The following is a 24,934-nucleotide window of genomic DNA, read 5'->3' on the forward strand; positions in this document are numbered from 1 at the left end:
TAAGAAAGGATTTAGCGATACAGCCCTGCCCTTCCATCAGTAATTTTGCCGCTCCAGTTAAGACCAAAACCGAAATCATAGGTGTTTCCTTCTGAATCTTTATAACAATTCATATCAAAAGGCACATCCTCAAATTGCAGTTCTACCGTCTTCATATCAGCCGGCATTTGCATTGGTAACATAGCGGAAGGCTCTGCATTACCTGCTAATATCTCAAGAATGGCCTGATACTGTACACCAAAATCAACCAAAATGGCATCCGCATATTTTTCAATTTCGGAGAATATCAGTGGGTTTCCGGTCTTCACTGAAAGAATAACAGGTTTATCTCCCATTTTCTCTTTTGTGTTCTTGACCAGATCAGCGTCCATATAATTTGAGGCTTTTACTGTTTTATTACGGTAGCTTCGGTTCGTAAAATCTTCCAGAGGATCGCCACCGGCAATACTTTTCTTACGGGCATACTTTGCTTTGTATTCATCGTACTGAAGACTTATCGGGAAATAACCGTTTCCACCTTTTTCAAGATCACTCTTGTCATAGCCAATTCCCGTTGAAGGATTGTTAATGGCCACGATAGCAAAATCAGCCTCATCAGGGTTCTCGGTAAAGTCAAAGTATTTGCTAAGTAGGGTTGGGGCAATGGTGTATTCTTCACGTTCAGGAGTTCTCATTCCTAAAAAGTTAACGCTAGCCGGAATTAGCCTTTTGGGCATATAAACCATAGGCTTGTTTTTAAGAGGTAAAACGTTTCCACTATTCTTCAGCATCACAACAGATTTCAACTGAGCCTCGAAACCCTCCTGCATGTAGGTCGGATTGCCAACTTCTTCTTTGGTTTCCTCAGGATTTACATACGGATTCTCAAAAAGACCCACCTGAATGATGTTCTTTAGTAGTCTTCTTGCAGACTCCTCCATGCGGGCTCTCATTTTGGCTTCTCCCATTTCCTCAATTCCCATTTGGTAGGCTTCCAAAATTGGTTTCATATCATTATTGCCGCCAAACTGGTCAATTCCGGCTTTAAGGCAGAGGTAATGACGTTCAGCTTCTGTCAGGCTTTCAACACCCCATGGTTTTCCGTCAATAAAATTATCCAGAACGTTATGGTCGTGGGTAACAGACCAGTCTGTGCACAATACGCCATCATAATTTTGCTCTTTTCTAAGCATATTGGCGACTATCTCTGCATTATAGCCGTTCCCGATATTTTCAGAAGTCATATTCCATGAAATGGTATAATAAGGCATGACCGCAGCTGCTTTTTTCGTTTCACCTTTTAGCATAAAGGCTCCCTCAGTAAAGGGTATTTTGTGTTCCTCAAAATTGCCTCCGGGATAAACAGCGAATTTTCCTGCACCATAATGAGCATCACGCCCGGCTTCGCCTGATCCACCACCCGGCCAATGTTTCACCATGGCGTTTACACTGTTCATTCCCCAGCCGTTTTCAGAGTTTTGAAAGCCATCGCAATAGGCCTCAGCCATTGCTGCAGCTAGTTTTGAGCTTTCACCGAAGGTGCCATCAAAACGGGCCCAGCGAGGTTCGGTTGCCATGTCTATTTGTGGTGAAAGAGCAGTTGCAATGCCCAGAGCTCGGTATTCCTTAGAGGCGATAGTCCCGAATTTTCGCAATAGTTCGGGATTAAACGTAGCGGCCATTCCAAGTGAACTGGGCCACATCGATATTTTTCCACCGGCAGCTGCATTATATTCCATATTTGCGATGGTGCCGTGACGGGGGTCTGAACTATTATTGGCAGGAATTCCAAGACCCAGTGACTCGCAATAGGCTTGCATGTTATTATTCCATTTTGCCGCAACTTCCGGACTTTGGACTGTGGTCAAAAGAACGTGTCTCAGATTGTCATCTTTGATGAATTTCTTTTGTTGATCAGTTAACAAAGTAGGGTCAGTTACGCCTTCTTCATAGGGCTTTCCATTATAGGTTCCCGCAAAGTAACCTCCGGATCTTGCTGGTATAGATTGATGCGAAGAGTAGAGCATCAGGCCGGCAATTTGCTCAATGCTTAGTTTAGTGGCAAGGTCTGCTGCTCTTTGATTCACTGGTAAACGCCAGTCTTCGTAAGTGTCAAGTTCGCCGTTTTTATTGAGGTCTTTAAACAGGAGGTTATCTTTTGAAATAATTTTTACACCGCTTTCAGGACTAAGGCCTAGGGTAGGTCCTCCACTTTGAGCTATCAGATTATAGGATCCCTGATTTTGGAAATCCAGAATATTCTGGCCCATAAGGTTCTGGGTCATTAGAAAAATGGCTGCGTAAACAGCTAACAAGAGATTTTTCATAGGTTAAGAATTTTAGGTTTGGTGTAAAATTACATTTGATTCATCAAAAGCGGTTTGCAGATTGACAAGACTCATATTTTTTAGACGAATCTCATTATATCATCGTTAGATGAGGTAAAAAAAAGCGGGTAAGTCAAATGTTTGACCTACCCGCTTAGTATCTACTGATTGTTTGGGATTTACTCGGCTGAGGTGCTGTCGGCCTCGGCGGTATCATCACCATCTTTAGAGTCAGCGTATTCTTCGTTAAGACCTTTCAATACTTCCTGAGTAATTTCAAGGTTGCTTTTGGCGTAAAGTACACCACCACCTTTAGAGTAACCAATTACCATATCATACCGGTCATCAGCATTGTACTTTTCAAGATAGTCCTGAATTTTGGTCAAAATTTCATCGGTTCTTTGAGCCTGGTCAGTAGCAAGTCCCTGAGCGGCGTTATCACGGTACATCAAAATGTCCTGCTCTTTTTTCTGAAGCTGCTGCTGGGTAGTTTCAGCCTGCTGCTGAGTCATCCCACCTGCCTGAATTCTTCTCTGAAACAAAGCCACTTCATTCTGGAAAGACTCTGATTTCTTCTGAAGCTCGTTTTCAAGAGCAAACTGACGATTTTGGAATTCTTTTACAACCTCTTTATACAGGTCATAATTGTTTAAAAGCGTATCAGTATTGACATAAACTATTCTTCCTGAAGATTGACCGCCTGTTCCTTCTTTAACTTCCTGATTGCAGGCAACCAACGTCGCGGCTGCAAAAAGAATCATGATTAACTGCTTCATTTAATGCGTTTTAGTTAGTTTCTCAAAAATGAGGTGCAAATATATTCTTTTTTCGAGACTTGGTTTCATCTGCCTCCTACTTTCCGGTTTTATTATGGTTAGTCTACCTCTGTGGCACCGAAGAAATCCTGTCAGAGGCCTTTAAGGCTATAGATGGGATAATTTTTGATCCCACTTTAGAATGCCTAACTTTGAATACTACTCACTATTTCAAAGATGTTTACTTCATGGAACTTTTAAAGAATACTATAGCCTATCGCTATAAAATGGGTATGGAAATGGCTGAAGAAATTGCAGAACTTTTTATATCTGTTAGTTACCCGAAGCATTCCTTTATGATTCAGTGTAATGATATGTCTAATCGTCTTTTTTACATAAGCAGGGGTCTGGCAAGGGAGTATTATTATATACAGGAAGAGGATAGTTTAGAAGAGTCAAACACTACTCAGTTTCTGAGAGAGGGGGATTTTTATTTTTCTATGGATAGCTTATTTGAGAATAAACCTGCACAGTGTTACACACAAATTATTGAACCGGTAAAGGCGTATATTATAGAGCGTGAAACTATTGAGAGAGAGCTTGAACGAAGTCCGATTTATTTTAGACAATTCATCAACTTCGTTTTGCGGGATTGTCTAATCCGGCAAAACCAGAGAATCAGTATTTTTATGAAAAGTCGCAGGTCAATTGACCGCTATGAAAATTTTGTAAAAGAACATCCTGAGCTAAGTAGTCGCCTCTCTGATAAACTTATTGCTTCTTATCTGGGGATCAATTCCAGTACATTAAGTCGGATTCGATCTAAGTCAAAGTTCTAATATACTGTGATAAAAAAAGAAGATTTGGAAAACTTCCAAATCTTCTAACGTTTCAAAAAGTAAAATGAAAAATCCTTTTACATTGAAAAGACTTTCCAAAGCGTTTAATATTTCAACTTCTTCTCATTCAGAAACCGTTCATTCAAAAGGTTTTCGCTCTTAATACAGAAGAATCTTTTTCATAATTGAACATTACAAATATGAATCCTGTCGCTTAAAATCTATCGAGCAAATAGTAATAATTGGGGGTGATAAAGACTTGTTAAAAAAAATGACAATAAGACTGATAAAAAATTGACTTATGTCAATAATTAGGATTGCTTAAGGTTATTTTTCTTGTACACCTAGGTTATGATAGGAAACCATATGAGAACAATAACGGACAATTAATTCTATGATTGGTACGTATTTCGGTTTTAAGAGTACAATTGACGCTCATTTACTCATGCTCGTTAATTTTACAAAATACTCTTTTTAGTAGATGAAAAAACTCTTCTACAGAGCTGTAATAAAACAAATGGATGAGGTTTTCTAAACTTTTCTGAGCCTGTAACCAGCAAAACCCGAAACTGCTCCTACGAGTAAAGCTAGAAATGCGGTTACGCCAAAAATCAAAACCGGATTCATGGCGGAAGAAATTCCGTTTGGGCTGCCGGTTAATATACCCGCCATTTTTTCTGTCATGTCTACAGAACTGTTGAAATGAGAATAAAGGGCCATGCCCAGCCAAAGGGTAAGTAGTGCCGCCGCTGATTGAAGTATGGCTTGTTTTGCATTTTTGGCTCTCCAACGGCATACGATCCAGGCGACTATGGCGGTAATCCACCAAGGGCCCAGAAAAGACAAAATGGCACCAAAAAGGAGTATTATAAGGTATATCATGGCTTTGGATCGATTTTAAAAGTTTTGATAATCTGTTGATGGTTTTCTTCTTTGCTTTTGAGATAAATCAAAGGATATAGCTCTCCTTTGCTCCAGGCAGGAACCATGTTTGCGTAAAACTTACTCGCCGGGTTTCCGCTTTGCCCCCCTGGATAGAGGCCATGTGCAACCGGCCAATCTTTATCCAATTGAACGACCATTCGCCAACTGGGTCCCCATTTCTCTTGTGTAGCATTGACAATTGTTTTGCCGCCACCCATATTGATATTCAAGACTGAAAATGCTTCAAAGGCCGGCACAAGATGTCTAATTCCGGTATTTTTGACCTTTGACCAATTCCAGTTGGACATATCCCCAAAGTTTTTTGAAAGCGAGTCCAGGGTCTTCTCCAAACTAAGAGTCGCAATTTCAGCGAAAGTTTCCTTCTTATCTTTTGTATTGATGTTATCAAAATAGACCGATTCAGGATCTTCCTCTATTAAGGTCAGAGTCCGGTCATCAGTAGGGTAAGTCATTCGTTCGGCCTCCGGGAATTCATCATCCCAGATCATTTTCATCATGGTATTATGCCAGGTCTCAAAAACGGATGGAGCCACCAGGTCAGGGTCATTCATAAAATTCCAATGCTCCAATAGGCTTTTGACTTGCTCATTTGGGAAGTCAGCAACGGCCAGCATTTTGGGTAAGAACCATTCGGCCATAAGACTGTAATTGTCATTTTGTACTGACCTTAAACTATCAATTGTAGCTCCGGTCATTGCATTCAGTCGGTCATTTATCCTGGTGCCTCTGTACGGGTCAGCATATTCGTAATCGATGTAATATGGATAGGTTTCATCAGTCAATGATTGATTCGCGGAACTCACAAAACCTCTTGGTGGGTTTTTGACTGTTGGATTCTGATCTGCCGGAATAAAGCCCTGCCAGTCATGATCTGCCCTGGTGCCGTCGAGCAAAAATTTGCCTTGCTCATTCCATTTCAGTGGAAATTTGCCATTTGGTGTAATGGCAATATCATTTTGATTACTCGCAAAAATGAAGTTTTGAGCCGGAGCGTTATAATAAGTCAAAGCCTTGCGATAGTCGTCATAGTTTTTTGACCTGTTTAATGACCGGAAACAAAGAAGATCAGTCGGCTGGCTTTCGTGAGTAATCCATTTCATAGCGAAGCCTGGTGGTACGTTTTTATTGAAATTATCTTCAAGATCTTCTTCATAGATAACCGGGCCATGGTGAGTGTAATGCACAGTATCAGTAATAACCTCGCCATTTTTTAGTTTAAAGCTTTCAACTCTCAATGTTACAGGCTTCCATTGACCTTCATGCAAATACTCCTTTTTTGAAGCATCCTTAAATTTGATTTTGTAGAAATCAAGGACATCAGGGCCTGTATTGGTTACACCCCAGGCAATATCTTTATTAAAACCGATGATGACTCCCGGCACGCCTGGCAAGCAGGCTCCATAAACGTTGACGTCAGGACCAACCAGCTGAGCCTGATACCAGATGGATGGAAGAGTTAATCCTAAATGAGGGTCATTACTTAAAATTGGAAGGCCCGTAGCCGACTTTTCACCCCCTACTGCCCAATTATTGCTGCCAATCTCTGACCGGGAAGCCTGCCAACTAAGTTCTTTGTTTTCCACATTCAGGCTAGCCATGATCTCGTCTGGCATTTCTGGAATTTTTAGCGGTTCAAAATTCCATTTCGTTCCCACGGGAATAATAGGATCGGCTCTTTTGATGAAATCAGGAAAAAGGTCATTAACAACGTCGAGTCCATATTTTTGAGCCATACGGGTCATTCTGAAATCGCTGCTACCCCCATTGAGCTGATTTCTCATATTCATAAACATCAGCATGGTTTTTAGTGGAGACCATTGCTCCGGGGTATAATTGAGAATTTTGTATTCGACGGGCAGGTCTTTGTCAGAAAGTGAATTGATGTAAGCATTCACCCCTTCGGCATAAGCTTCAAGTTCTGCTTTTACTGTGGGCACCTCATTTAATCTGTCTACGGTTTCTGCAGCAGCTTTGGCCATTCCAGATCGACGGTTATATCGATCATATTCGAGTGCTTGTTCACCAACTATTTCTGTTAGCCTTCCCGAAGAAACCATGGTATAAAATTCCATTTGCCACAGGCGGTCAGACGCCACCAGATAGCCCTGAGCATAGTACAGGTCGTGGTTGTTTTCTGCGAAAATATGAGGAACCTGATTGTCGTCGATTTTGATCGTGACAGGGCCTTTAATTCCCGGCAGATTAATTACTTTTTCTTCAGCATTGATGCCGTTTTGCCAAAAACCAGTGTAAGGGCTGAAGAGCTTTCCTAAAGGGGGGATAGAGCCAATTGAACTGCCAAGGAGATACAGAAGAATGGCCATGACCAGGGTAGGCCAGAGTGCTTTTATAAATTTCATTAGGTTATTGAGGTGTAAAGTATGCAAAATACTAAAAAAGACAGCTTTTGAATCTTTTTTGCGGCCGAACTCGTTTTTTATCCAAACGATCAAATATGCTTTTCAGGCCCCTTTTACTTATGGCATTATCAATGAGCTTCTTTTCCTGTCAGGCACAGGTAGAAAGCGGTGCTTTCAATCTTCTACTTAAAAGCATGCTCAAGGAGACGGTTCCTGTCATTTCGGTGAAAGAGCTGGCCAAAAAAGACTTGAATAAAATGACGTTGCTGGATGCACGAACTAAAGAAGAGTTTGATGTCAGTCACCTAAAAAACGCAACGTGGGTAGGTTACGATGACTTTAACTTGTCCAGAGTAAAAAGTCTGGATAAAAGTAAGGAGGTGGTAATTTACTGCTCTATAGGTGTGCGAAGTGAAAAAATAGGAGAGAAACTTCAGGAAGCTGGCTTCAAAAACGTCAAAAACCTCTATGGAAGTATTTTTGAATGGGTCAATGCCGGGAATACTGTTTATGGACCAGATGGAAAACCTACCCAAAAAGTACATGCTTACAATAAGAAATGGGGGATCTGGCTCAATAAGGGTGAGAAGGTCTATGAATAAAAAAGGTCAGGCTGAAGCCTGACCTTTTAATTGTTTGTAATTCTTTTCTACAAATCGTTCACTGATGTAGTGCTAATATTCTTTGTAGGAATGTTATAGTTCAATGTAATTCTCCAGGTATTGGCCAATGGGTTTCCAGAGGTCGTTGGGATAAGGTAGGCAATATCAAGGCCGTAAAGGTCTTTCAATTTAAGGCCTGCACCCATGGTGACATATTTACGACCACCTTTTGAGATGGGCTCAAAGAAATAACCAGCTCTGATCGCCAATAATTTTTGATACAAATACTCGGCACCTACCGAGCTTGTAAATTCTCTCATTTCTTCTCCGAAACCATCAGGAGCATCGCCAAAAGATTTGAAAATCGCTTCAACAGTTCCATATCTTGGCAACGTACCATCTTCCTGTGGTGTTGGAACCAACAGCTTGTTGAAATCCAGTAGGAAGTTGAATTGGTTGCTCTCGTCCGGTCTAACGGTTATCGCTGTTCCAAACTTCAGATTCATTGGTAAGAAATACTCCTTATCTAATCCGTAATTTACTTTACCGCCAATATTACTAAGGGTTAAACCAAAGGCCACGTCAGTTTTCTTGAGCTCATCGGTTGGTCTGTCTTTATGATAATAAAAGCTCAGATCACCTGCAGCTGATTTCGCCGGTTTACTCACCTGGCCGTTTACCGCCTGATTTCCGATAAGGTTTGAATTGATAAATTTCAAATTAATACCGGCCGAAAAATCTGGTCCAAGTTTCATAGCATAACCACCGGCAAGGGCAAATTCTCTCGATTGAAAATCTCCTGCAAAAGCACCAGTATTGGTCGTGAACTCTATCAAACCTTGATTAAAGTAAGTGAAGCCTAACGTCACGGCTTTGCCATCACCCACCTTTTTGTACATTGAGGTATTTAACAAGCCCATATCACCAACAAGGTCTCTGAGCCATGGAGCATATGAGAAGTTAATACCGGCATTATTGTCTATTTCCGCAAGTTTTGCGGTATTCCAGTAGACCGAGTTCACATCCGGAGTGCTGGCTACACCGGCATCACCCATTGCAGCTGCTCTTGAATCAGGTGAAATCGTCAGGAACGGTACCGCCGAAGAAACAATGCGATAATTATTCGTGATTGATTGAGAGAAAGCTGAGCCACTTAAGAGGCTTAGTGTAATTAGGGTAATGAGACGGTTTCTCATGCTTAGTTTTAAGGTTTTTCTTTTATGTGCGTCAGAACGGCTCAAATTTACCATCTTTTTAAGTCTACTTCCAAAATAACAATGGAGCCGAAACGACAGACTCCCCTTTTTGACCATTTAAACCAGTTACAATCTTAACGAAATATTTGCCGTTTGCTGTTAAAAATTCATCAAGATTCATACCAAACCGAAGCTCTTCAGGGCAATCACGGCAGTCGGTTAACTCGTAATATAACTCTTTGCCATTCAGGTCGTAAACTGAAATTCGAATATTAAGCTCTTCACCAGCTTTATTATGTGAGAATAAAATATTCAAAATGTCCTCAGAAATATTCGGATATATTCTCGTTAGCTCAGTTTCAAACTCCTCCGACTCCGGTGTAATGGTAAACGCCTCGGTAGTTTGGTTATTATAGATGTCAGAAATTTTTAATTGTATGGTATTCGGGCGATTTGAAGTCAGTTTTGGTAGAAAAAACTCAATTTTACCATCTGTCAGGTTTATGGCCTGAAAGTCGTCATTAAGGATGTACTCTATAGTGTCATTGACGAATAAGGAAATGTTATGCTCTGGTGTTAAGGAGCTTACATTAACTCCACTTTCGTCAAAAGTAAGAATTGTCAAAATTCCGGTTTCCTGATTGTAATTCATCGTAACTTCAGGAGGTGTGTGGTCAGTTATATTCTGCTCCCTCTCATCACTAATTAGGACCTTATCAAAACCACCAATAGCCTGATGACCATTGCTTTTGTTTACTGCATATAAATAGATTTGACCATAATCCATGCCCTCAGCGATGTTTTGAGTTAGACGAATGTCAATTTGAAATTCTCCGTTAACAACCTCGGCTTTTCCCTGAAAGAGAAGGTTCGAAATCTCAGTGTACCCCATTTTGCTATTGCCGGAATTGCCGAGTGTGCTTTTTTGAACGGCCTTATCAAAAATAGAAATCAGAGCTGTTCCAAAAAATGTCTTGTCCCCTGTGCCACCCATAAGTGAATACACCTCTCCTGATTTCAGAATAAAGTCCTCAGGTGCTTCACCATTGATACTGTAAACCTCAATCTTTTCTGAAGGAAAATTAATTCGCATAGAAGGGTCACCCAAAAGCGAAAAATTACGGTTGACTTCACCTTGAATAGAATTGTTCTTGGTCTCTCTGAAAACATCTCCAAGCCTTTGGTGTTCAAAGAGCTGTTTATAAAAGGCTTCGTTTATTTTAAAGTTTGTACTTGAAAAGACAGGTCTTGTTGTAGTTAAAAGGGCAGGAGAACCACCATTTGGGTTAAGTAAGGCAAGTTCCGCTCCTGAAACCACGGCCGGATTATCATACCGTCCGAATTCACAGGTAGCCGTAAACAGAATGGGCATATTATCCAGATTTCGCCATTGCGTTATTTCTGAAATGGTGAGTAGCTTTTCATCTGTCCAGCCATCCTCAGAGCCATGGCCATTAAAATTGACAATCAAGGCACCGCTATTCATCACCTTCTCAAAAGCCTCATTGGCTTCTTTTGATCGCTCACCCAGCTCGGTTGAAGTTTGAGCAAAGGCATCCAAGTAAATTTTTTGAGGCTGCAGGGCGGGATAGTTCTCTTTTACCAGGTCTGAAAATTGCTCTGCGTCTCGTTGGTGAATGTTCAAATCTGCATCATCAGCCACGAAAGCGACTTTGCGTTTCCAGGTTTCTCTTTCATAATGTGATTGGTCGTAGTGCATCAGCTTCTCAGCCAATCGCTGTGCTTCCAGTTTTGTTTTAACTGGCAGGCGACCTACCGCAATATCAAGACTATGATCGTCGGACCGACTTGAAATCCACCTTCCGTTCACTGAATATCCCTCGGGCCATTCACCTTCGTGATCTTCCAGAAAGCCGAAATAATCATCGGACGAATAGCTGTAAATGGGCTCCAGTGACTCCTTGCTTTCGTAAGTTGGAATGAGGCGATCTGGGAAAATATAGCTCAGGCCATTATTGTTTTTTAGGTCAAAATTGGTGTCGCCAAAGAGCAGCAGGTATTTGAATTTTTCAGGGTTCTGTTTCCAGAGATCACGACAATAATTTCGAATGGCTGTAGGGTCGGTTTTGCCTCCTGAATATTGATGGTAAATCAATTCTAACTCTGCCGTCGCTACTTCAAGGCCATCATTTGAGCTACGGTAGTCCGCCAGCAATTGAGCTTCTTTTTTGAAATATTGAGGATAAACAATCAGTAATTCCGGAGCCGAATTGGGTATAGGTTCAATAGTGATCTCTTCAATAGACTTTGGTTGAAAAACGTTCTCCAGATCAAAAAAGGCCAGTTTGGTAAGCGAATTGCTGGCAGCAACTGAAACCAGACCATTCTCACTTTTTAATGAGGACACATTTCCCGGATCAGAAATATCCCAAACGTGCTGTGTTTGAGAAAGATTGAGTCCGAATTGAAAATTTCCCTCACCAAAATACCATGCCTGATGCTGCTCAGGGTAGAAGCCCGGTTTACGTTTTCCGTTTATTTCAATGTAATCAATATAGGCTCCTGAGGAAATATCAATCTCCTGAGGTAGCTGAAAAGTGAAAGTGAGATTTTCAGAATCGGGTGTGAATTGAAACGCTTTCTCACTGATTTCTCCGGCCCGGTTATAACGTTTATAATAATCGTTTCTTCGGTAATTGATGAGGCTAAGTGGCATTTGACCCAAGGCTTCTCCGTTCTGGAACAAGCTCAGATCAGTATCTTCATAGGTTTGGCTAACAATCTTGAAGTTGGCATTTAAATCCTCAGTCAGGTCGAGGCCTGGTATGCTGAAGGACTTGTCAATCTCAGAGAAAAAGTAGTCGCCCAGCCACTCACGGCCTGAGTTCAGGAGATTGATAAACTCGGGCTCATAAAACTCAAAATGGTGTAGTGATTCTACTTTTTGGGTATTGGACACTTGTGAATTTGAATTCTCGATTTTTTTGGAAGGAGAGTCGCTAATTTCAGCTAGAATATAACTGTATTTAGAGTAGGGGTGCTGTTTATGTTGCAATTGATCCCCTTCGGGGAAAATAGCATCAGGTCCTTCCGCATAAAAAAAGATATAGTCGTTTTTATCAAAAGAGCCGTCGTTATCATTTGTAAAAACAGGGATTTCAGTCCAATCTACGTTTATCTGCTCAGTGTTTTGCTGAGGCAATATTTTTTGAGGTGAGTGGTAGAATTTGAGGTTTTGAGGATTAATCTGCCGCCATGAAAGTCCGAAATCTTTGAGAACGCTTCGGTCAATTTTGTACACGCCGTCTTTCTCAATCGCGATTTTGAAATAGCTTTTCTGCCCAAAACTGCTCAGGGCAAAAAACAAAAAACAGTACGTCAGAAATGAAGTTTTAGACATGCCGGTTATCTAACGATCAACAGGAGTGATTTCTGCGAGCAGAGGAATCGTATATTTTCTTTTTGAAGCAATTTCCATGCAAACTGCCCGGGTTCTTTTGGCTTCGAGCTTTTTGAAAATACGTTTTTTGAAGACAAAAGATTGCCCAAGCTCAATATCCTCCAGATGAATGGCCGCCGCTTTTCGGTTTTCATCAAATGCCCTGAAAGCTCTCATAAGCTGGGCATCGCGGGTAGAGGAGGCCTTTGGGTTTCGCATATGCAGACTTAAAGGCATCAGAATTTCCGGCGGGAAAACCTTTTCATTGAGAAGTGGCAACATCAATTCTCTGAAACGACTTTTCCACTCCTCACCATGGGGCAAGGTTTTCTTTTTCCGATCAAAAATAAATACCCGTTGATGGGCTACTTCGTGGATATAGGTGACCAGGAAATTGTAGACATTCAGATCATGATTCACGGTGATGGTGTGGTGGCCGTTCTGAAACCGGTAATTGCCAAGGCAGCTATTTCGGCTACGGGTAATTTTAAATGAAAATGGGTGCTCTTGCCAAAGGTTTACGCAATACTCCAAAGCGTTTTCCGGAACCTGAGTTTTGAGAACCTCTGTGAGTTTCACTGCAGATGCATTTCCGTTACTCGAACTTCTTGGTTTCGCTGTCTTTAAGGGCCGGGAAAGTATTTTTTTGAGTCGCAACATTGGTTTTCAATCAGAAAAGCAGCGTCAGGTTTTATTCTTCTGACTTTAAAATGCCGAATACGCTTTTTATCTCGGCCTTTTCCATGCAAATGAATAGATTTGTGGCGAATTTAAGCACATTGAATGAGAGAACTTAAGATTTTCAATACACTAACTAGAAAAAAGGAAGTTTTTGAGCCTGTTACCGAAGGATATGTAGGAATGTACGTCTGTGGCCCCACGGTTTATAGTAATGCTCACCTCGGGAATGTTCGTACTTTTCTCACTTTTGATGTGCTCTTCAGATACCTTAGAACCATTGGTTATAAGGTCAGATATGTCAGAAATATCACCGATGTAGGCCACCTGGTTGGTGATGGAGATGAGGGTGAAGATAAAATCGGGAAGATCGCCAAACTGGAAAAATTGGAGCCTATGGAGGTGGTACAGCGATACACCAATGACTTTCATCAGGTGCTTGAACAGTTTAATTTTCTGCCGCCGAGTGTGGAGCCTACAGCCACCGGTCACATGATTGAGCAGATCGAGGCTGTAAAAGATTTAATTGAGAAAGGACTAGCTTATGAATCAAAGGGTTCGGTCTATTTTGATATTGAAAAATACAATGAAAAGGGTGGTTCGTACGGTAAACTCTCCGGCAGAATTCTGGAGGACCTCCTCAATGAAACCCGCGAACTTGACGGTCAATCTGAAAAGCGTAATCCGCTTGATTTTGCTATCTGGAAGAACGCTTCGCCCGAGCATATTATGCAGTGGCCAAGCCCGTGGGGAATGGGTTTCCCGGGCTGGCACCTAGAGTGTACCTGCATGAGCACCAAGTATTTGGGTGATCAGTTTGATATTCATGGCGGAGGTATGGATCTTAAATTTCCGCATCACGAGTGTGAAATAGCACAGGGTTCCAGTTTGACAGGAAAAGATCCTGTTCGGTATTGGATGCACACCAATATGTTGACCGTAAATGGGCAGAAAATGTCAAAATCACTTGGAAATAGCTTTTTGCCTGCTCAGCTTTTTGCCGGAGATCACGAGTTGCTGGATCAGCCATATAGCCCGATGACGGTTCGCTTCTTTATGTTGCAATCGCAATACAGGAGTACGCTTGATTTCTCAAACGATGCCTTGAAGGGATCACAAAAAGCTTTCAGAAGATTGCTCAATGGTTTGAGAATTGTAAAAACACTTGAATTTGTATCCTCAGAGACCGAGATAGAAGAGAAGAAGAAAACCGATGTGGTAAAAGCCATTGAAGGTTTTTATGATGCTCTGGGTGATGATCTCAATACGGCCGTTGGTATAGCTCACTTGTTTACCATGTTGAAATACATCAACATGATTTACATGAATCAGCTGCCTGCCGCAGCTTTGGGCGAAACCACTTTTAATGCTCTGAAAGAAAAGTATGTTCTGTTTTTTGAGGATGTTCTTGGTCTTCAGGAAGAACAAAACGGAAGCGATGTCGCTGTTTTGAACGGAATGCTTGAAATCTACAAAGAGTACAAAGCCAATCGTCAGTTTGATAAGATTGACCAGATCAGAGCCTATTTTAAAGACAACGGAATGGTGATCAAAGACCTGAAACACCGAATCGACTGGGCCTGGGAGGAGTAAAATCAGAGGTATTTCTCAATTAGGTTTACCATCACTTTGAACGGGAAACCTACACTTACGGCAAGTTTGCTGGGTGTTTTGGGCTTTGCCAGCAGCTTTCCGTAAACACAAGGTATATTCTTTAATTCCTGAAAATGATTGGCCTTGACTTTCTGCTCGTAATCAGCATAAAGTTGCTGCAAATCAGGCCGATCTGAGAGTTTATAACGGTTTTGCTTTGTCGCAATATTATCCGTGATGTCAGGATTGAAAGTGCTGAAATGGAAGAATGTCAGCGGATTTGTTCCGTTTACTATGTATTGACCGCTTTCTTTTGAAATAGTTCTTTCCTGAAGATTCCAGTAGGCCATATTCATCCCCGGGTCTTTGTCAATCAAAACCTTATCAAAGTACGAAGGAACCAGATTACACCAAAGCTGATCTACAAAAAGCCCGTTGCAAAGGTCGTGGATGCATTGCGTGGCAAGACGTTCTTCCCACCATTTGATAAACCGTTTTGATTCGTCAGAGTTATTGATAGCTACGAAACCGAGATTGAAAACTCCATGATTCAGAATATCATGTTCGTGAATGAAATAGTCGTTTCGGCTATCCTTAATAGGGGAAGTGAGGTGGGGTGTTAAAACAATATTATTGCTTTGAAGTGCCTTCTCAATGTTTGAGATGCTTTTATAGACGTAAATGTCCGGGTCAAAGAAAACGAAGTTCTCGACCTCCGGATGTTTTTGCATCAAATGCGAAAAGTAGAATGGCTTTACTGAGGTGTTGAACTCAATAATGTCATAGTTCTCCTCCATCCACTTGAAATTCGGGATGTTGACCTCTTTGACCTCAATCAGGTTACAGTTTGAGTAAGTTTCACGGTATTTCTCAGGTATTCCGCTGAAATCATCTGCTAAACCAATGTAAAATTTGACCTCAGGGTTAGTCAGGCTCAATGAGTCTGCCAGGGATTTTGCCTGTGAGATATAATTATTGGAGCAGATGGTAAAAGCTACAGTCATAAGGGTGTTGTCACTCAAAAATGCGGGGCAAAAGTAGTGAAACCTTGCCGTATGCCATAGAGCTAGCTTTCTTTGATGATTCCATCTGCCAGCCAGTTTGCAATAGCCTGTCGGTTATTCGGGATTAACAGCCTTCGCTGATCAAAGGAATTTGAAATATTACCGAGTTCGATATAAACGGAAGTCGGAATAGTTTCCCGTAACATCCACAAGTCTCTTGATTTAACCACACCCGTATATCCACGGCCTTTCTGATGTTCGTCGTATTCACTTTTGATAGTTGTGTACATCGTATTGGCCAGGCTTTGGCCTGAGGTGCTTTTGGGATTATAATAGAAGAAAACGTCTATTTTATGGTCCTCATAACGGGAGTCTACATGGGTAATAATAGTACGCTGCACCTCATACCCTTTGGCCTTATTTTCATGATAAAGCTTATTGATGGCCTCACTTCTTTGGTGCAAGCGGGCTCTCTGGTTTAATGGCATTCCTGAGCCACCCCAAACCGTTTCATCTTTATCGGGTGAAAGGTATTCTTCATCTCGGATTCCGTCATTTTCGTCACGAGTGACCATGTAAACCTTAGCACCATGTGTAATCAGGTTGCGGGCCATTCTCAGGCTAACGTCGTAAGCGTATTCATCCTCGCATAGCCAGTTGCCGTCTTTGTTGAACATGGCTCCGGGGTCAGGCCCACCATGGCCACTAACAATATAGTAGACGTGTCCTTTGAGTTGAGAGTCATATATTGGTGTTTTGGCGTAGTCTTTGCCAAAAATCGAGTAGTTAACGTATCGTAAAGCTTCAGGAGATTTCGGATCGTCGTTAAAGGCAGACAGCACAAATAGCCCACATACCACAACGGCAGTTGAAAACAATTTTCTCATTTTTTTACGGTTTATTAGAAAAGCAGGTTTTACCCTTTTTATTTTGGCCGCTGAAAGGTCAGCCAGACCATTATTATATCAAAAATAGACAGATGAAGTCAAGTATCAAAATTTCTGCATTGCTGTTCAGTGCCTTTTTACTGATGCAATGCAAAAACACAACGAATGAAAGCTCAGAAATAACTCAATCGAAACAAGAGGTTATTACCGTAAAAGCTCCGGCTTTTGATGCTGCTGGAGCTTACTCAAAGGTTAAAACGCAAGTTGATTTTGGGCCGCGAGTACCAAATACTTCAGCTCATACAGCCTGTGGCGACTGGATTGTAAATCAATTGAAAGAAAGTGGTCTTGAGGTTACAGAACAAAATTTTGAGGGTGTTTCTGTAAAGTTTAAGAGTGTGCCGGGGCGAAATATTATTGGTTCCTATAATCCTTCGGCTTCCAAAAGGATAGTGCTGGCGGCCCACTGGGATACCCGTGAAATCGCGGATCAGGATGATGAAAGAATGAATGAACCGATCCCGGGTGCGAACGACGGCGGTAGTGGTGTGGCTGTTTTACTTCAAATGGCTGAGGAGATTAGTAAATCTGAAACTAAGCCTAATATTGGTATAGATTTCATATTCTTCGATCTTGAAGATGGTGGTGATCCTGCAAACGGACCCAGTTCATCCAGAAATGATTACGGGGGCTATTTGATGGGTTCAGAACACTGGGCTAAAAATCCTCATAAAGAAGGCTATTCGGCCTTTTACGGTATTTTGGTGGATATGGTTGGGGCTAAAGGAGCCACTTTTATGAAAGATAAAGCTTCTATGCAGGTGGCTCCTTCAGTTGTGAATAAAATCTGGAATATTGCTTCAGCAAAAGGCTACAGCGGTTATTTCATCTCTCAAAATGGAGGAGATATTCTTGATGATCACATTCCGGTCATAATTCACCGAAAAATTCCGATGATAGATATTATAGACCAGAAAATGGGAGATCAGACATTCTTTGACCATTGGCATACCCACGATGATAATATGGAGGCCATTGATGAGAATACTTTGAAAGCTGTTGGTGAGACTATGTTGCAAACGGTTTATCAGGAAAACGGGGTGATCTGAGAAATCTCAAAGGCTTCTAAAAGGAAAGGCCCGTGCATCGCACGGGCCTTTCCTTTTAATCTTCAACTTTATTCTTTGTCTTATTTAACGGCAAAGGTCGTTTGACCAATGCGGTAACCTTCGGAGAATAATTCTATGGTGTAGCTACCTGATTCGTAATCTGCACCTCTGTCATAAATGAAGTCAACGGTCTGGCCATTATTGGTAAACATGATAGTTTGCTTAGCAGTGTAAACGGTTTCTTTACCACCGAAGCTGAACGTTCCAGAACCTGTAGCCATATCTGAGATTACAGAACCGGTAGGGTCAAGCATTCTCATATAAACAGTTTTGTTCTCTTTTTTGGTCAGTGGGTTTTCAGCCAGTTTGAAGGCAACTTTAATTTTTTCTACTCTTCTGGCTTTAAATTCTTCACCGTCTCTCTCTTTGCCTCTTGAATTAATTGCTGACACAGCGTAATTCATGGGTCTTAGAGCAGCGGCTAATGATACTTTCTCACTTAGCTCAGCATTTTTAGTGTTGATTGCAAAAACACTGTCTTTCAGCGTTGCAGTGGTATTTTCAAGATCTGCTTTTACCTCTTCCAGTTGAGTTTTTTCAGTCAGGAGAACTTCATTTTCGCTGGTAAGAATCATATTGGCCTCTTTTAGCTTCCGTATCTCACTATCTTTTTCAGTCAGGGCCAGTTCATAGTTAGCTATCTTATCCTGATATTCTTTCAGGCTTACATTTTTAGAGTAGATTAGATTTCTCTTGTCTTTCTCTAGCTGAGCCTTTAATGCTTCAAGTTCATCAACCTGACCGCCTAAAGCTGTTACCTCAGCGATTCTTGCATCAAGCTGAGTGCTAATAGAGTCAAGTTTGGTGTTCGTTAGCATTAAATCTCTGTTGACTTCGCTAACTTCTACTACTTTTTCGGCTACTTTCTGACGCTCCTTGAAATATAAATATCCTAAGACGGCGGCAATAGCCACAGCTAGTATAAGGCCGGCCTTTAATACTGAGCTGTTGTTTGATTCTGATTGTTCCATTTTAAATTCTTGTTATTTTCTGTTTAGGAGAAAAGAAGTGCAAAGGTACGATTTTATTTTTTAATCGATGTAAAATTGTATTTTATCGACTAAAAGTCAGACAATTTCGATGTAATTCAATCCAGATTCTTTGACTCTTTTCGTGCAAATGCAATTGATTAACTATAGTTTAGAGTCTTTATTATTGGCGAAATACTTTTTTTAAGCAAATTTTAAGAAATTTATCCAAAGTCTATCGATGGCACTGATTTCCAAGAAAAAAATACCATTTAAAATAAATGAAGAACTAAGGAAATATCTCATCAAATATGGCAGGGAAGAGGATCTGCCCCTCAAATACTCTGATTTGTTACGTTTTGACAATAGTATGCCACTATTGGATAAAAATAATAATGACACACTTTGGGAAACTGTTACCTATCCGCAATCAGACCTGGCAGAGATTTATCACAACCTTAAAGAAATCTATGCCGATTTAAAAACAGATGGAGACGCATCAGTGATCAAACACCTGGTAGTAGATCGGGTAGACACTTGTACTTACGCCAATACTTCTCCGTTCAGAATCAGAATTATCAATATGGTAAACGATAATTATGATTATTTCTACATCAAAAATGCGGATGCTTCACGAGTTTACGGACTTGAGTTAGAGCACTTGCTTTCGCCAAACGTGATTAGTTACAAAACGCATAAGGATACTTTGGTTGAGGAGCACATCGCCGGAATTCCCGGAGACCTTTTCATGGCAGAGCATTTAAGTGACCCAAAGTTAAACCCAATCAGACTGGCCAAAGAATTTGTGAAGTTTAACGAAAGATGCTTTGCGAGGCTATTGGGTGACATGCACTCTTCAAATTTTGTGGTCATAATTACACCTGATTTTGAGGACTTTCATTATCGCATCAGAGCCATTGACTTTGATCAGCAGAGTTATGAAGGCAGTAAATCGGTTTATATGCCTCAGTATTTCAAGCAGAATAATGCCATTATTGAAATGGGGATGAAATATATGACCTCAGAGTCAGTACGACAGTATCAGAAAGAAGAACGGGCTTTAATAGGCAATCGGATACAATCTGAAAAAGTGAGGTTGCATGACCTTATGGAGGTCATGAAAGAAGACAAAATTTATCTGGATGAGAATCTGGATGAAATTAAAAAAGAACTTAATCATCATCACAAAACCAGGGCCTTTTCAAAATGCAAGAATATGGGTGAAGTACTTGAGTTAAATCTTAATCGCCTTACCCAGTAATCAGGATTTGAATGTTGCCAAAAACAGGAACAGCCAACCTGCAATAAAAGCTGTACCTCCCACTGGTGCTACAGCACCAAAAGTGGTGATACCCGTAAAGCAGATTAAATATAGCGATCCTGAAAAAAAGATTACCCCTATGATAAATGCGATACCGGAGTATTTAATCCACTTATTTTTCAATACTTCAAAAAGCATGGCAACAAGGATTAAGGCTAATGAATGATAAAACTGATAACTCACAGCCTTTTCATAGGTGTCCAGGTGTCCTGTCGCAATAAGATGCGGCTCTAAAGCGTGAGCTCCGAAAGCCCCGAGAGCTACGGCCAAAAGACCGAAAATTGCTCCTGTTTTTAAGAAATTCTTGTTTATCATCATTGTCTTGCTCCAAAAATTGCACTTCCTACTCTGATCATCGTACTGCCACAGTTGATTGCAAGCGGCCAGTCGCCACTCATGCCCATTGAAATTTCAGTGGCTGGTAGTTCCGGGTGTTTTTCATTGAGTTTGTCAAAAATTCTTTTCAGGTTTCTGAATTCCTTCTCAACCTGGGCAGTATTTTCTGTGAAAGTACTCATACCCATGAGCCCGCAGATTCGAACATTTTCCAAATCTCTTAATGCGGGATTAGCCAAAAGATCCCAAAGTTCCTGCTCTTCCATACCTGTTTTTGAGTCTTCTTCGGCGATGAAAATTTGTAACAGGCAATCAATAGTACGCTCATTTTTCCGTGCCTGTTTATTAATCTCTTTGAGGAGTTTGAATGAATCTACAGAATGAATCATGTGAACAAATGGAGCAATGTATTTGACCTTATTGCTCTGTAAATGCCCGATCATGTGCCACTCAATGTCTTTTGGTAACTCCTCCTGTTTGGCACAAAGCTCCTGAACATAATTTTCACCCAGTCTTTTAAAACCGGCCTTGTATGCCTCCAGCAATTTTTCATTTGGCTGCTTTTTTGAGACTGCAATCAACTTGGCTTTGCCCTCAATTTTCTCCTCAATCTCCGCAATGCTTTTGGCTATGCTCATTTTTCAAGAATACCTTTAAGATTAGCAGGCGAGTAATTCACACTTTTCAAGGTTTTGTGATCCCCTTCTCTGAAAACCAGATATTTGTCGCCATCTTTTTTGTAGAAGCAGGTGGTGCCTTTTGCCTCATAATGCTTAACTGTGGCCTGAGCTTCTTCTTCGTTTTTACAGGCTTTACTCATGTTAGAGCGTTGTACTTCATCAAAGAGTTCTTTGAATTTATCACCAAGCCCAAATTCCAGAATTGCACCGGATAAAACGTATTGAATATCGCAAAGAGCATCTGCAATCTCCACGATGTCTTTGTCATCGATTGCTTCCTGCAATTCTTTAAGCTCTTCTGATATCAATTCTACCCGCAAATCGCACCTTTGTTTTGAAGGTATTTCGGGCTTTTCAAGAATTGGATGATGGAAAGTTCTGTGAAAATCAGCTACTTGTGAAAGAGAATCTGGTGACTGCATTTTTTATGGTTTTTATAGTCGGCAAAATTAGCCTGCCGTAAAATAAATTATCATTTTGGATGGTTTGCAAAGTTCTCATAATTCGAGTAATATTGCTAAGAACTTACAAGTCAAATATTCTTAAATTGAAAATTATGAAGAAATTAGTTAGGTTGTTTAGCGTGCTGGCCCTAGCATCCACGGTAGCTTTTACATCATGTACAGGAGATACTGGTCCTCAGGGTGATCCAGGTCCTCAAGGTCCTGCTGGTCCTACTGGCCCTGCCGGTCCTACTGGTCCAACTGGTCCAACTGGTCCTGCCGGTGAGAAAGGCGATACCGGAAACTCAAACGTAAATAGCTTTACTCACACTGTAGCTGTAGCTGACTGGGTTACCACCGAAGTTCCTGGAATTGGAACAGGTTCTACAAGTCAATGGGGTGCTGCTCAGGTTAGTAACGATATGGTGACCTCTGACATGGCTGTTTTGGCCTACTTGGTGAGTGGAGATTTCAAGTACAGCCTTCCGATCTCATTATCTAAAGAAATCGACTCATCTGTTGAATCTTTGCAGTTTTCTTATGGAACAGGTGTTGTCAATTTATATTACAAGAGTCAGACTCAATTATTTGGCGGAAGTAAATCTTATGCTCCAGGTTCTGACTTAAGTTTCAAATTCGTAGTGATTGAAGAAACTCAGGCGGCTGCTTTGAAATCTTCTGGTGTTGATCTTTCAGACTATGAGCAAGTTGTAAATTACCTGAACAGAACTGTTACAGTGCCAACGCAATTGTAATTTCTTCTGAAAATAATATAAATAGCCTCTCCGTTTAAGGAGGGGCTTTTTTTGTATACATGATTTCAAAAATATTTCTCTCAATTCTCTTTCTAGGAACATTTTTCTGTAGTGCAAAAGCACAATTTTTGAATGATAGAGACAGCCATCAATTTGTCATTGATGGATTAGATGCTATTTATAATCAGGAGTTTGATAAAGCTTCAAAAACTCTTCAACCGGTTTATGAAAAGTATTCAGGGCATCCGGTGAGTTATTTGTTAAAGGCAACAAACCTTTTTTGGAGGTACCAGCCTATAGAGGCCAATCCGGCAAAGGCTAAAGAATATCTAGGCTTATTAGAACAATGTAAAAGGGAGGCTCAAAAGCTGGTTAAAATTGAGAATTATAAGGCGGAGGCTACCTTTTATTTACTTTCTTCCCATGGTTTTATAGCCAGAGTACATCATCATAATCATGATTATATCAAAGCTGGTCTGGAAGCAAAAGTGGCTTATTCATTCTTAAAAGATGGTTTTGATTTGGTTGAACAAAATCCTGATTTCTTATTTACTAACGGGATGTATTTGTTTTACAGAGAACAGTATCCTGAAACGCATCCTCAGATAAAGCCAATCATTTATTTCTTTAAAGGTGGTAGCAAAGCCAATGGGTTAATAGCCTTGAATCAGGCTGGTCAAAAAGCTCTTTTTTCTAAAGTAGAGGCAAAGAATTACCTTGGAGGGATTTACCTGAAATATGAAAACCGAAATGCTGAAGCCTTACGGATTTATCAATCTCTTGTTCAGAAGTACCCCAAAAACCCTGATTTTTATTTGAGATATGTCCAAAGTTTAGTGGCTAATAATGAGTTGGCGGGTGCTCAAAAAGCTGTAGAAAAACTACGGCTCTTCTCTGGGACTGATCAAAAATTGGGATATTTGCTTTTCAAAGGCCTTATTGCCGATAGAAGCGGAGACTTTAAAACGGCAGAAGGCTTTTACGAAAAGGTTTTGTTACTTAAGGCCAACGGAGGCCATACAGATGATTTTGTGAGTATGGCTAAACTGGGTTCAGGTCGAATTAAGTTGGCAAACGGGAATAAATCAGAGGCTGAAGAGCTTTTAGAAGATGCCTTGGCTATGGCAGAGTATAACTGGGTAAGAAGTGAAGCAAAAAAACTACTAGACGAATTATAAATGAGTAAAGATTTACTGATCAAAGGTGGCCAGATTGTCAATGAGGGTAAAATTGAGGTATCGGATATTCTTATTAGAAATGGAAGAATTGATCGAATTGCCCCCTCAATAAATGTGGATTTTGAGGTTAAGGAAATTAACGCGGAAGGTAAGCATGTTCTGCCGGGAGTAATTGATGATCAGGTTCATTTCAGAGAGCCTGGTTTAACACACAAAGCAAATATTTACACAGAGGCCCGGGCGGGTGTGGCCGGAGGTACTACTACCTTTATGGAAATGCCGAACACAGTACCTAATGCACTTACTCAGGAGCTTCTGCAAGACAAGTATGATATAGCCGCTACTAGTGCATTAGCAAACTATTCGTTTTATATGGGAGCTTCTAATGACAATTATGAAGAAGCCATGAAGACTGACCTTTCAAAGATCTGTGGTCTGAAAATCTTTATGGGAAGCTCTACGGGGAATATGCTCGTTGATAATGAAACTGTTTTGTCAAAGCTTTTCTCAGCCTTCCCGGGTCTTATTGCCACGCATTGTGAGGATGAGGCAACAGTGAGGAATAATTTTGAGAAATATAAAGCCATATATGATGGGAAGGATGTTCCTTATGATATTCATGCCATTATTAGAAACGAAGAAGGCTGCCTTATTTCTTCAGATATGGCTGTTTCTCTGGCTAAGAAGTACAATGCCAGACTGCACATTTTGCATATTTCCTCTTCAGGAGAGATAAGCCTTTTTGATAACAAAATGCCTCTGGAGCAAAAAAGGATTACGGCTGAGGTTTGTGTTCATCACCTTTGGTTTGATGCTGAGGATTATAGGGAAAAGGGCAACTTGATCAAGTGTAATCCGGCCATTAAGCATGATCATCGTGAAAACCTGTTTCAAGCCTTGCTTGATGACCATTTTGACGTTATTGCTACCGATCATGCTCCGCACCAATGGGAAGAAAAGCAAAAGGCGTATTGGGAGGCTCCTTCGGGTCTTCCATTGATTCAACATAGCCTTTTAGCTATGCTTGATTTTTATAAGCAAGGCAAAATCAGTCTGGAACGAATAGTAGAGAAAATGGCTCATGCTCCGGCTATTTGTTTTGAAATAAAAGAAAGAGGGTATTTGAGAGAAGGTTATTGGGCTGATATCGCAATAGTGGATCTGAACAATTCTACTACGGTCGAAAAGGAGAACGTCTTATTTAAGTGCGGTTGGTCACCTTTTGAGGGGCATACCTTTGGAAGTCAGGTGACGGATACCATAGTTTCCGGGCATCATGTATACAGTAACGGCAGTTTTGATGAGTCTGTAAAAGGAAAGAGAATTCTTTTTGATAGGAAATAACAATGGCCTCTGAAACATAAAAAAGCCTCCGCTTAAAACGGAGGCTTTTTTATTCAAGTGAATTGAGGTCGGTTGAAAATTTTGTTCAGGATAGTCCTATAGATATTACCAAACTTGGTATAACACCATTCTTTTAGTTGTTTGACCTCGTCAGGCACTAGTGTAAGCAGGCCTT

At 40.8% G+C, this 24,934-nt stretch carries 21 protein-coding genes; 8 read left to right on the forward strand and 13 right to left on the reverse strand.

Annotated features, from left to right (window positions below; genetic code table 11):
• Positions 1 to 11: 11 nt before the first annotated feature.
• Together AFM12_RS09725 and AFM12_RS09730 are read right to left on the reverse strand one after the other, a co-directional pair.
• Positions 12 to 2,306: a glycoside hydrolase family 3 protein gene (locus AFM12_RS09725; protein ID WP_055147279.1), complete on the reverse strand. Its 2,295-nt coding sequence runs from the start codon at positions 2,304 to 2,306 to the stop codon at positions 12 to 14.
• Positions 2,307 to 2,485: 179 nt separating this feature from the next.
• The gene (locus AFM12_RS09730) at positions 2,486 to 3,082 is read right to left on the reverse strand and encodes an OmpH/Skp family outer membrane protein (RefSeq protein WP_055147282.1); all 597 of its coding nucleotides are present in this window, start codon (positions 3,080 to 3,082) and stop codon (positions 2,486 to 2,488) included.
• Positions 3,083 to 3,309: 227 nt separating this feature from the next.
• Here AFM12_RS09730 and AFM12_RS09735 point away from each other — a divergent pair, with 227 nt between their 5' ends.
• The gene (locus AFM12_RS09735; protein ID WP_131458282.1) at positions 3,310 to 3,900 is read left to right on the forward strand and encodes a Crp/Fnr family transcriptional regulator; all 591 of its coding nucleotides are present in this window, start codon (positions 3,310 to 3,312) and stop codon (positions 3,898 to 3,900) included.
• Positions 3,901 to 4,431: 531 nt separating this feature from the next.
• On the opposite strand, the gene AFM12_RS09740 is transcribed toward AFM12_RS09735, so the two are convergent.
• Together AFM12_RS09740 and AFM12_RS09745 are read right to left on the reverse strand one after the other, a co-directional pair.
• Positions 4,432 to 4,782: a hypothetical protein gene (locus AFM12_RS09740; RefSeq protein ID WP_055147288.1), complete on the reverse strand. Its 351-nt coding sequence runs from the start codon at positions 4,780 to 4,782 to the stop codon at positions 4,432 to 4,434.
• Positions 4,779 to 7,205 (reverse strand): penicillin acylase family protein, encoded by a 2,427-nt coding sequence (locus AFM12_RS09745; protein WP_055147291.1) that lies wholly within the window; start codon positions 7,203 to 7,205, stop codon positions 4,779 to 4,781. The genes AFM12_RS09740 and AFM12_RS09745 overlap by 4 nt, the downstream gene beginning before the upstream one ends.
• Before the next feature lie 119 nt (positions 7,206 to 7,324).
• On the opposite strand from AFM12_RS09745, the gene AFM12_RS09750 reads away from it, so the two are divergent.
• Positions 7,325 to 7,807: a rhodanese-like domain-containing protein gene (locus AFM12_RS09750; protein ID WP_095533221.1), complete on the forward strand. Its 483-nt coding sequence runs from the start codon at positions 7,325 to 7,327 to the stop codon at positions 7,805 to 7,807.
• Positions 7,808 to 7,854: 47 nt separating this feature from the next.
• Here the strand turns inward: AFM12_RS09750 and porV are convergent, their stop codons facing one another.
• The 3 genes from porV to AFM12_RS09765 all read right to left on the reverse strand — a co-directional run bounded on the left by porV (position 7,855) and on the right by AFM12_RS09765 (position 12,982).
• Positions 7,855 to 9,003, reverse strand: a complete 1,149-nt coding sequence (porV, locus tag AFM12_RS09755) for a type IX secretion system outer membrane channel protein PorV (RefSeq protein ID WP_055147918.1) — start codon at positions 9,001 to 9,003, stop codon at positions 7,855 to 7,857.
• A 64-nt stretch (positions 9,004 to 9,067) separates the two neighbouring features.
• A complete protein-coding gene (porU, locus tag AFM12_RS09760) occupies positions 9,068 to 12,364 on the reverse strand; it encodes a type IX secretion system sortase PorU (protein ID WP_055147297.1) in 3,297 nt (1,098 codons plus the stop codon).
• A 9-nt stretch (positions 12,365 to 12,373) separates the two neighbouring features.
• Positions 12,374 to 12,982 (reverse strand): SprT-like domain-containing protein, encoded by a 609-nt coding sequence (locus tag AFM12_RS09765; RefSeq protein WP_229308484.1) that lies wholly within the window; start codon positions 12,980 to 12,982, stop codon positions 12,374 to 12,376.
• A gap of 204 nt (positions 12,983 to 13,186) precedes the next feature.
• Here AFM12_RS09765 and cysS point away from each other — a divergent pair, with 204 nt between their 5' ends.
• Positions 13,187 to 14,674, forward strand: coding sequence for a cysteine--tRNA ligase (gene cysS / locus AFM12_RS09770; protein WP_055147303.1), 1,488 nt, complete (start codon positions 13,187 to 13,189; stop codon positions 14,672 to 14,674).
• 2 nt (positions 14,675 to 14,676) lie between these two features.
• On the opposite strand, the gene AFM12_RS09775 is transcribed toward cysS, so the two are convergent.
• Together AFM12_RS09775 and AFM12_RS09780 are read right to left on the reverse strand one after the other, a co-directional pair.
• A complete protein-coding gene (locus AFM12_RS09775) occupies positions 14,677 to 15,678 on the reverse strand; it encodes a hypothetical protein (RefSeq protein WP_055147306.1) in 1,002 nt (333 codons plus the stop codon).
• A gap of 62 nt (positions 15,679 to 15,740) precedes the next feature.
• A complete protein-coding gene (locus tag AFM12_RS09780; RefSeq protein ID WP_082391264.1) occupies positions 15,741 to 16,565 on the reverse strand; it encodes an N-acetylmuramoyl-L-alanine amidase family protein in 825 nt (274 codons plus the stop codon).
• A gap of 92 nt (positions 16,566 to 16,657) precedes the next feature.
• On the opposite strand from AFM12_RS09780, the gene AFM12_RS09785 reads away from it, so the two are divergent.
• Positions 16,658 to 17,674, forward strand: a complete 1,017-nt coding sequence (locus AFM12_RS09785; RefSeq protein ID WP_082391286.1) for a M28 family peptidase — start codon at positions 16,658 to 16,660, stop codon at positions 17,672 to 17,674.
• A gap of 80 nt (positions 17,675 to 17,754) precedes the next feature.
• On the opposite strand, the gene AFM12_RS09790 is transcribed toward AFM12_RS09785, so the two are convergent.
• Entirely contained in the window at positions 17,755 to 18,705 is a 951-nt protein-coding gene (locus tag AFM12_RS09790; protein ID WP_055147312.1) for a DUF8428 domain-containing protein, read from the reverse strand.
• Between the two features lie 238 nt (positions 18,706 to 18,943).
• Here AFM12_RS09790 and AFM12_RS09795 point away from each other — a divergent pair, with 238 nt between their 5' ends.
• On the forward strand, positions 18,944 to 19,963 hold the full coding sequence (locus AFM12_RS09795; protein ID WP_055147315.1) for a hypothetical protein: 1,020 nt from the start codon (positions 18,944 to 18,946) through the stop codon (positions 19,961 to 19,963).
• On the opposite strand, the gene AFM12_RS09800 is transcribed toward AFM12_RS09795, so the two are convergent.
• The 3 genes from AFM12_RS09800 to AFM12_RS09810 are packed head-to-tail and all read right to left on the reverse strand — an operon-like array spanning position 19,964 to position 21,461.
• Positions 19,964 to 20,341: a DUF423 domain-containing protein gene (locus tag AFM12_RS09800; protein ID WP_310586864.1), complete on the reverse strand. Its 378-nt coding sequence runs from the start codon at positions 20,339 to 20,341 to the stop codon at positions 19,964 to 19,966.
• Positions 20,338 to 20,997: a YggS family pyridoxal phosphate-dependent enzyme gene (locus AFM12_RS09805; protein ID WP_055147321.1), complete on the reverse strand. Its 660-nt coding sequence runs from the start codon at positions 20,995 to 20,997 to the stop codon at positions 20,338 to 20,340. Before AFM12_RS09805 ends, AFM12_RS09800 begins: the two co-directional genes overlap by 4 nt.
• Positions 20,994 to 21,461 carry a pyrophosphohydrolase domain-containing protein gene (locus AFM12_RS09810; protein ID WP_055147324.1) on the reverse strand — a complete coding sequence of 156 codons (468 nt, stop codon included), beginning with the start codon at positions 21,459 to 21,461 and terminating at the stop codon, positions 20,994 to 20,996. Before AFM12_RS09810 ends, AFM12_RS09805 begins: the two co-directional genes overlap by 4 nt.
• A 134-nt stretch (positions 21,462 to 21,595) precedes the next feature.
• On the opposite strand from AFM12_RS09810, the gene AFM12_RS19990 reads away from it, so the two are divergent.
• The 3 genes from AFM12_RS19990 to AFM12_RS09825 all read left to right on the forward strand — a co-directional run bounded on the left by AFM12_RS19990 (position 21,596) and on the right by AFM12_RS09825 (position 24,759).
• On the forward strand, positions 21,596 to 22,237 hold the full coding sequence (locus AFM12_RS19990; RefSeq protein WP_131458286.1) for a hypothetical protein: 642 nt from the start codon (positions 21,596 to 21,598) through the stop codon (positions 22,235 to 22,237).
• A gap of 128 nt (positions 22,238 to 22,365) precedes the next feature.
• Entirely contained in the window at positions 22,366 to 23,415 is a 1,050-nt protein-coding gene (locus AFM12_RS09820; protein ID WP_157687353.1) for a tetratricopeptide repeat protein, read from the forward strand.
• A complete protein-coding gene (locus AFM12_RS09825) occupies positions 23,416 to 24,759 on the forward strand; it encodes a dihydroorotase (protein WP_055147333.1) in 1,344 nt (447 codons plus the stop codon).
• Positions 24,760 to 24,934: the final 175 nt, after the last annotated feature.

It is taken from the genome of Jiulongibacter sediminis, assembly GCF_001306455.1.
GTDB lineage: Bacteria > Bacteroidota > Bacteroidia > Cytophagales > Spirosomataceae > Jiulongibacter > Jiulongibacter sediminis.

Excerpts from the sequence above, each read along its gene's own strand:
- AFM12_RS09775 (WP_055147306.1), bottom strand. The coding sequence starts at position 15,678 with ATGACTGTAGCTTTTACCATCTGCTCCAATAATTATATCTCACAGGCA.
- AFM12_RS09800 (WP_310586864.1), bottom strand. The coding sequence starts at position 20,341 with ATGATGATAAACAAGAATTTCTTAAAAACAGGAGCAATTTTCGGTCTT.
- AFM12_RS09750 (WP_095533221.1), top strand. The coding sequence starts at position 7,325 with ATGGCATTATCAATGAGCTTCTTTTCCTGTCAGGCACAGGTAGAAAGC.
- AFM12_RS09825 (WP_055147333.1), top strand. The coding sequence starts at position 23,416 with ATGAGTAAAGATTTACTGATCAAAGGTGGCCAGATTGTCAATGAGGGT.
- porU (WP_055147297.1), bottom strand. The coding sequence starts at position 12,364 with ATGTCTAAAACTTCATTTCTGACGTACTGTTTTTTGTTTTTTGCCCTG.
- AFM12_RS09810 (WP_055147324.1), bottom strand. The coding sequence starts at position 21,461 with ATGCAGTCACCAGATTCTCTTTCACAAGTAGCTGATTTTCACAGAACT.
- AFM12_RS09725 (WP_055147279.1), bottom strand. The coding sequence starts at position 2,306 with ATGAAAAATCTCTTGTTAGCTGTTTACGCAGCCATTTTTCTAATGACC.
- AFM12_RS09805 (WP_055147321.1), bottom strand. The coding sequence starts at position 20,997 with ATGAGCATAGCCAAAAGCATTGCGGAGATTGAGGAGAAAATTGAGGGC.
- porV (WP_055147918.1), bottom strand. The coding sequence starts at position 9,003 with ATGAGAAACCGTCTCATTACCCTAATTACACTAAGCCTCTTAAGTGGC.
- AFM12_RS09745 (WP_055147291.1), bottom strand. The coding sequence starts at position 7,205 with ATGAAATTTATAAAAGCACTCTGGCCTACCCTGGTCATGGCCATTCTT.
- AFM12_RS09730 (WP_055147282.1), bottom strand. The coding sequence starts at position 3,082 with ATGAAGCAGTTAATCATGATTCTTTTTGCAGCCGCGACGTTGGTTGCC.
- AFM12_RS19990 (WP_131458286.1), top strand. The coding sequence starts at position 21,596 with ATGAAGAAATTAGTTAGGTTGTTTAGCGTGCTGGCCCTAGCATCCACG.
- AFM12_RS09740 (WP_055147288.1), bottom strand. The coding sequence starts at position 4,782 with ATGATATACCTTATAATACTCCTTTTTGGTGCCATTTTGTCTTTTCTG.
- AFM12_RS09780 (WP_082391264.1), bottom strand. The coding sequence starts at position 16,565 with ATGAGAAAATTGTTTTCAACTGCCGTTGTGGTATGTGGGCTATTTGTG.
- AFM12_RS09735 (WP_131458282.1), top strand. The coding sequence starts at position 3,310 with ATGGAACTTTTAAAGAATACTATAGCCTATCGCTATAAAATGGGTATG.
- AFM12_RS09795 (WP_055147315.1), top strand. The coding sequence starts at position 18,944 with ATGGCACTGATTTCCAAGAAAAAAATACCATTTAAAATAAATGAAGAA.
- AFM12_RS09785 (WP_082391286.1), top strand. The coding sequence starts at position 16,658 with ATGAAGTCAAGTATCAAAATTTCTGCATTGCTGTTCAGTGCCTTTTTA.
- cysS (WP_055147303.1), top strand. The coding sequence starts at position 13,187 with ATGAGAGAACTTAAGATTTTCAATACACTAACTAGAAAAAAGGAAGTT.
- AFM12_RS09790 (WP_055147312.1), bottom strand. The coding sequence starts at position 18,705 with ATGGAACAATCAGAATCAAACAACAGCTCAGTATTAAAGGCCGGCCTT.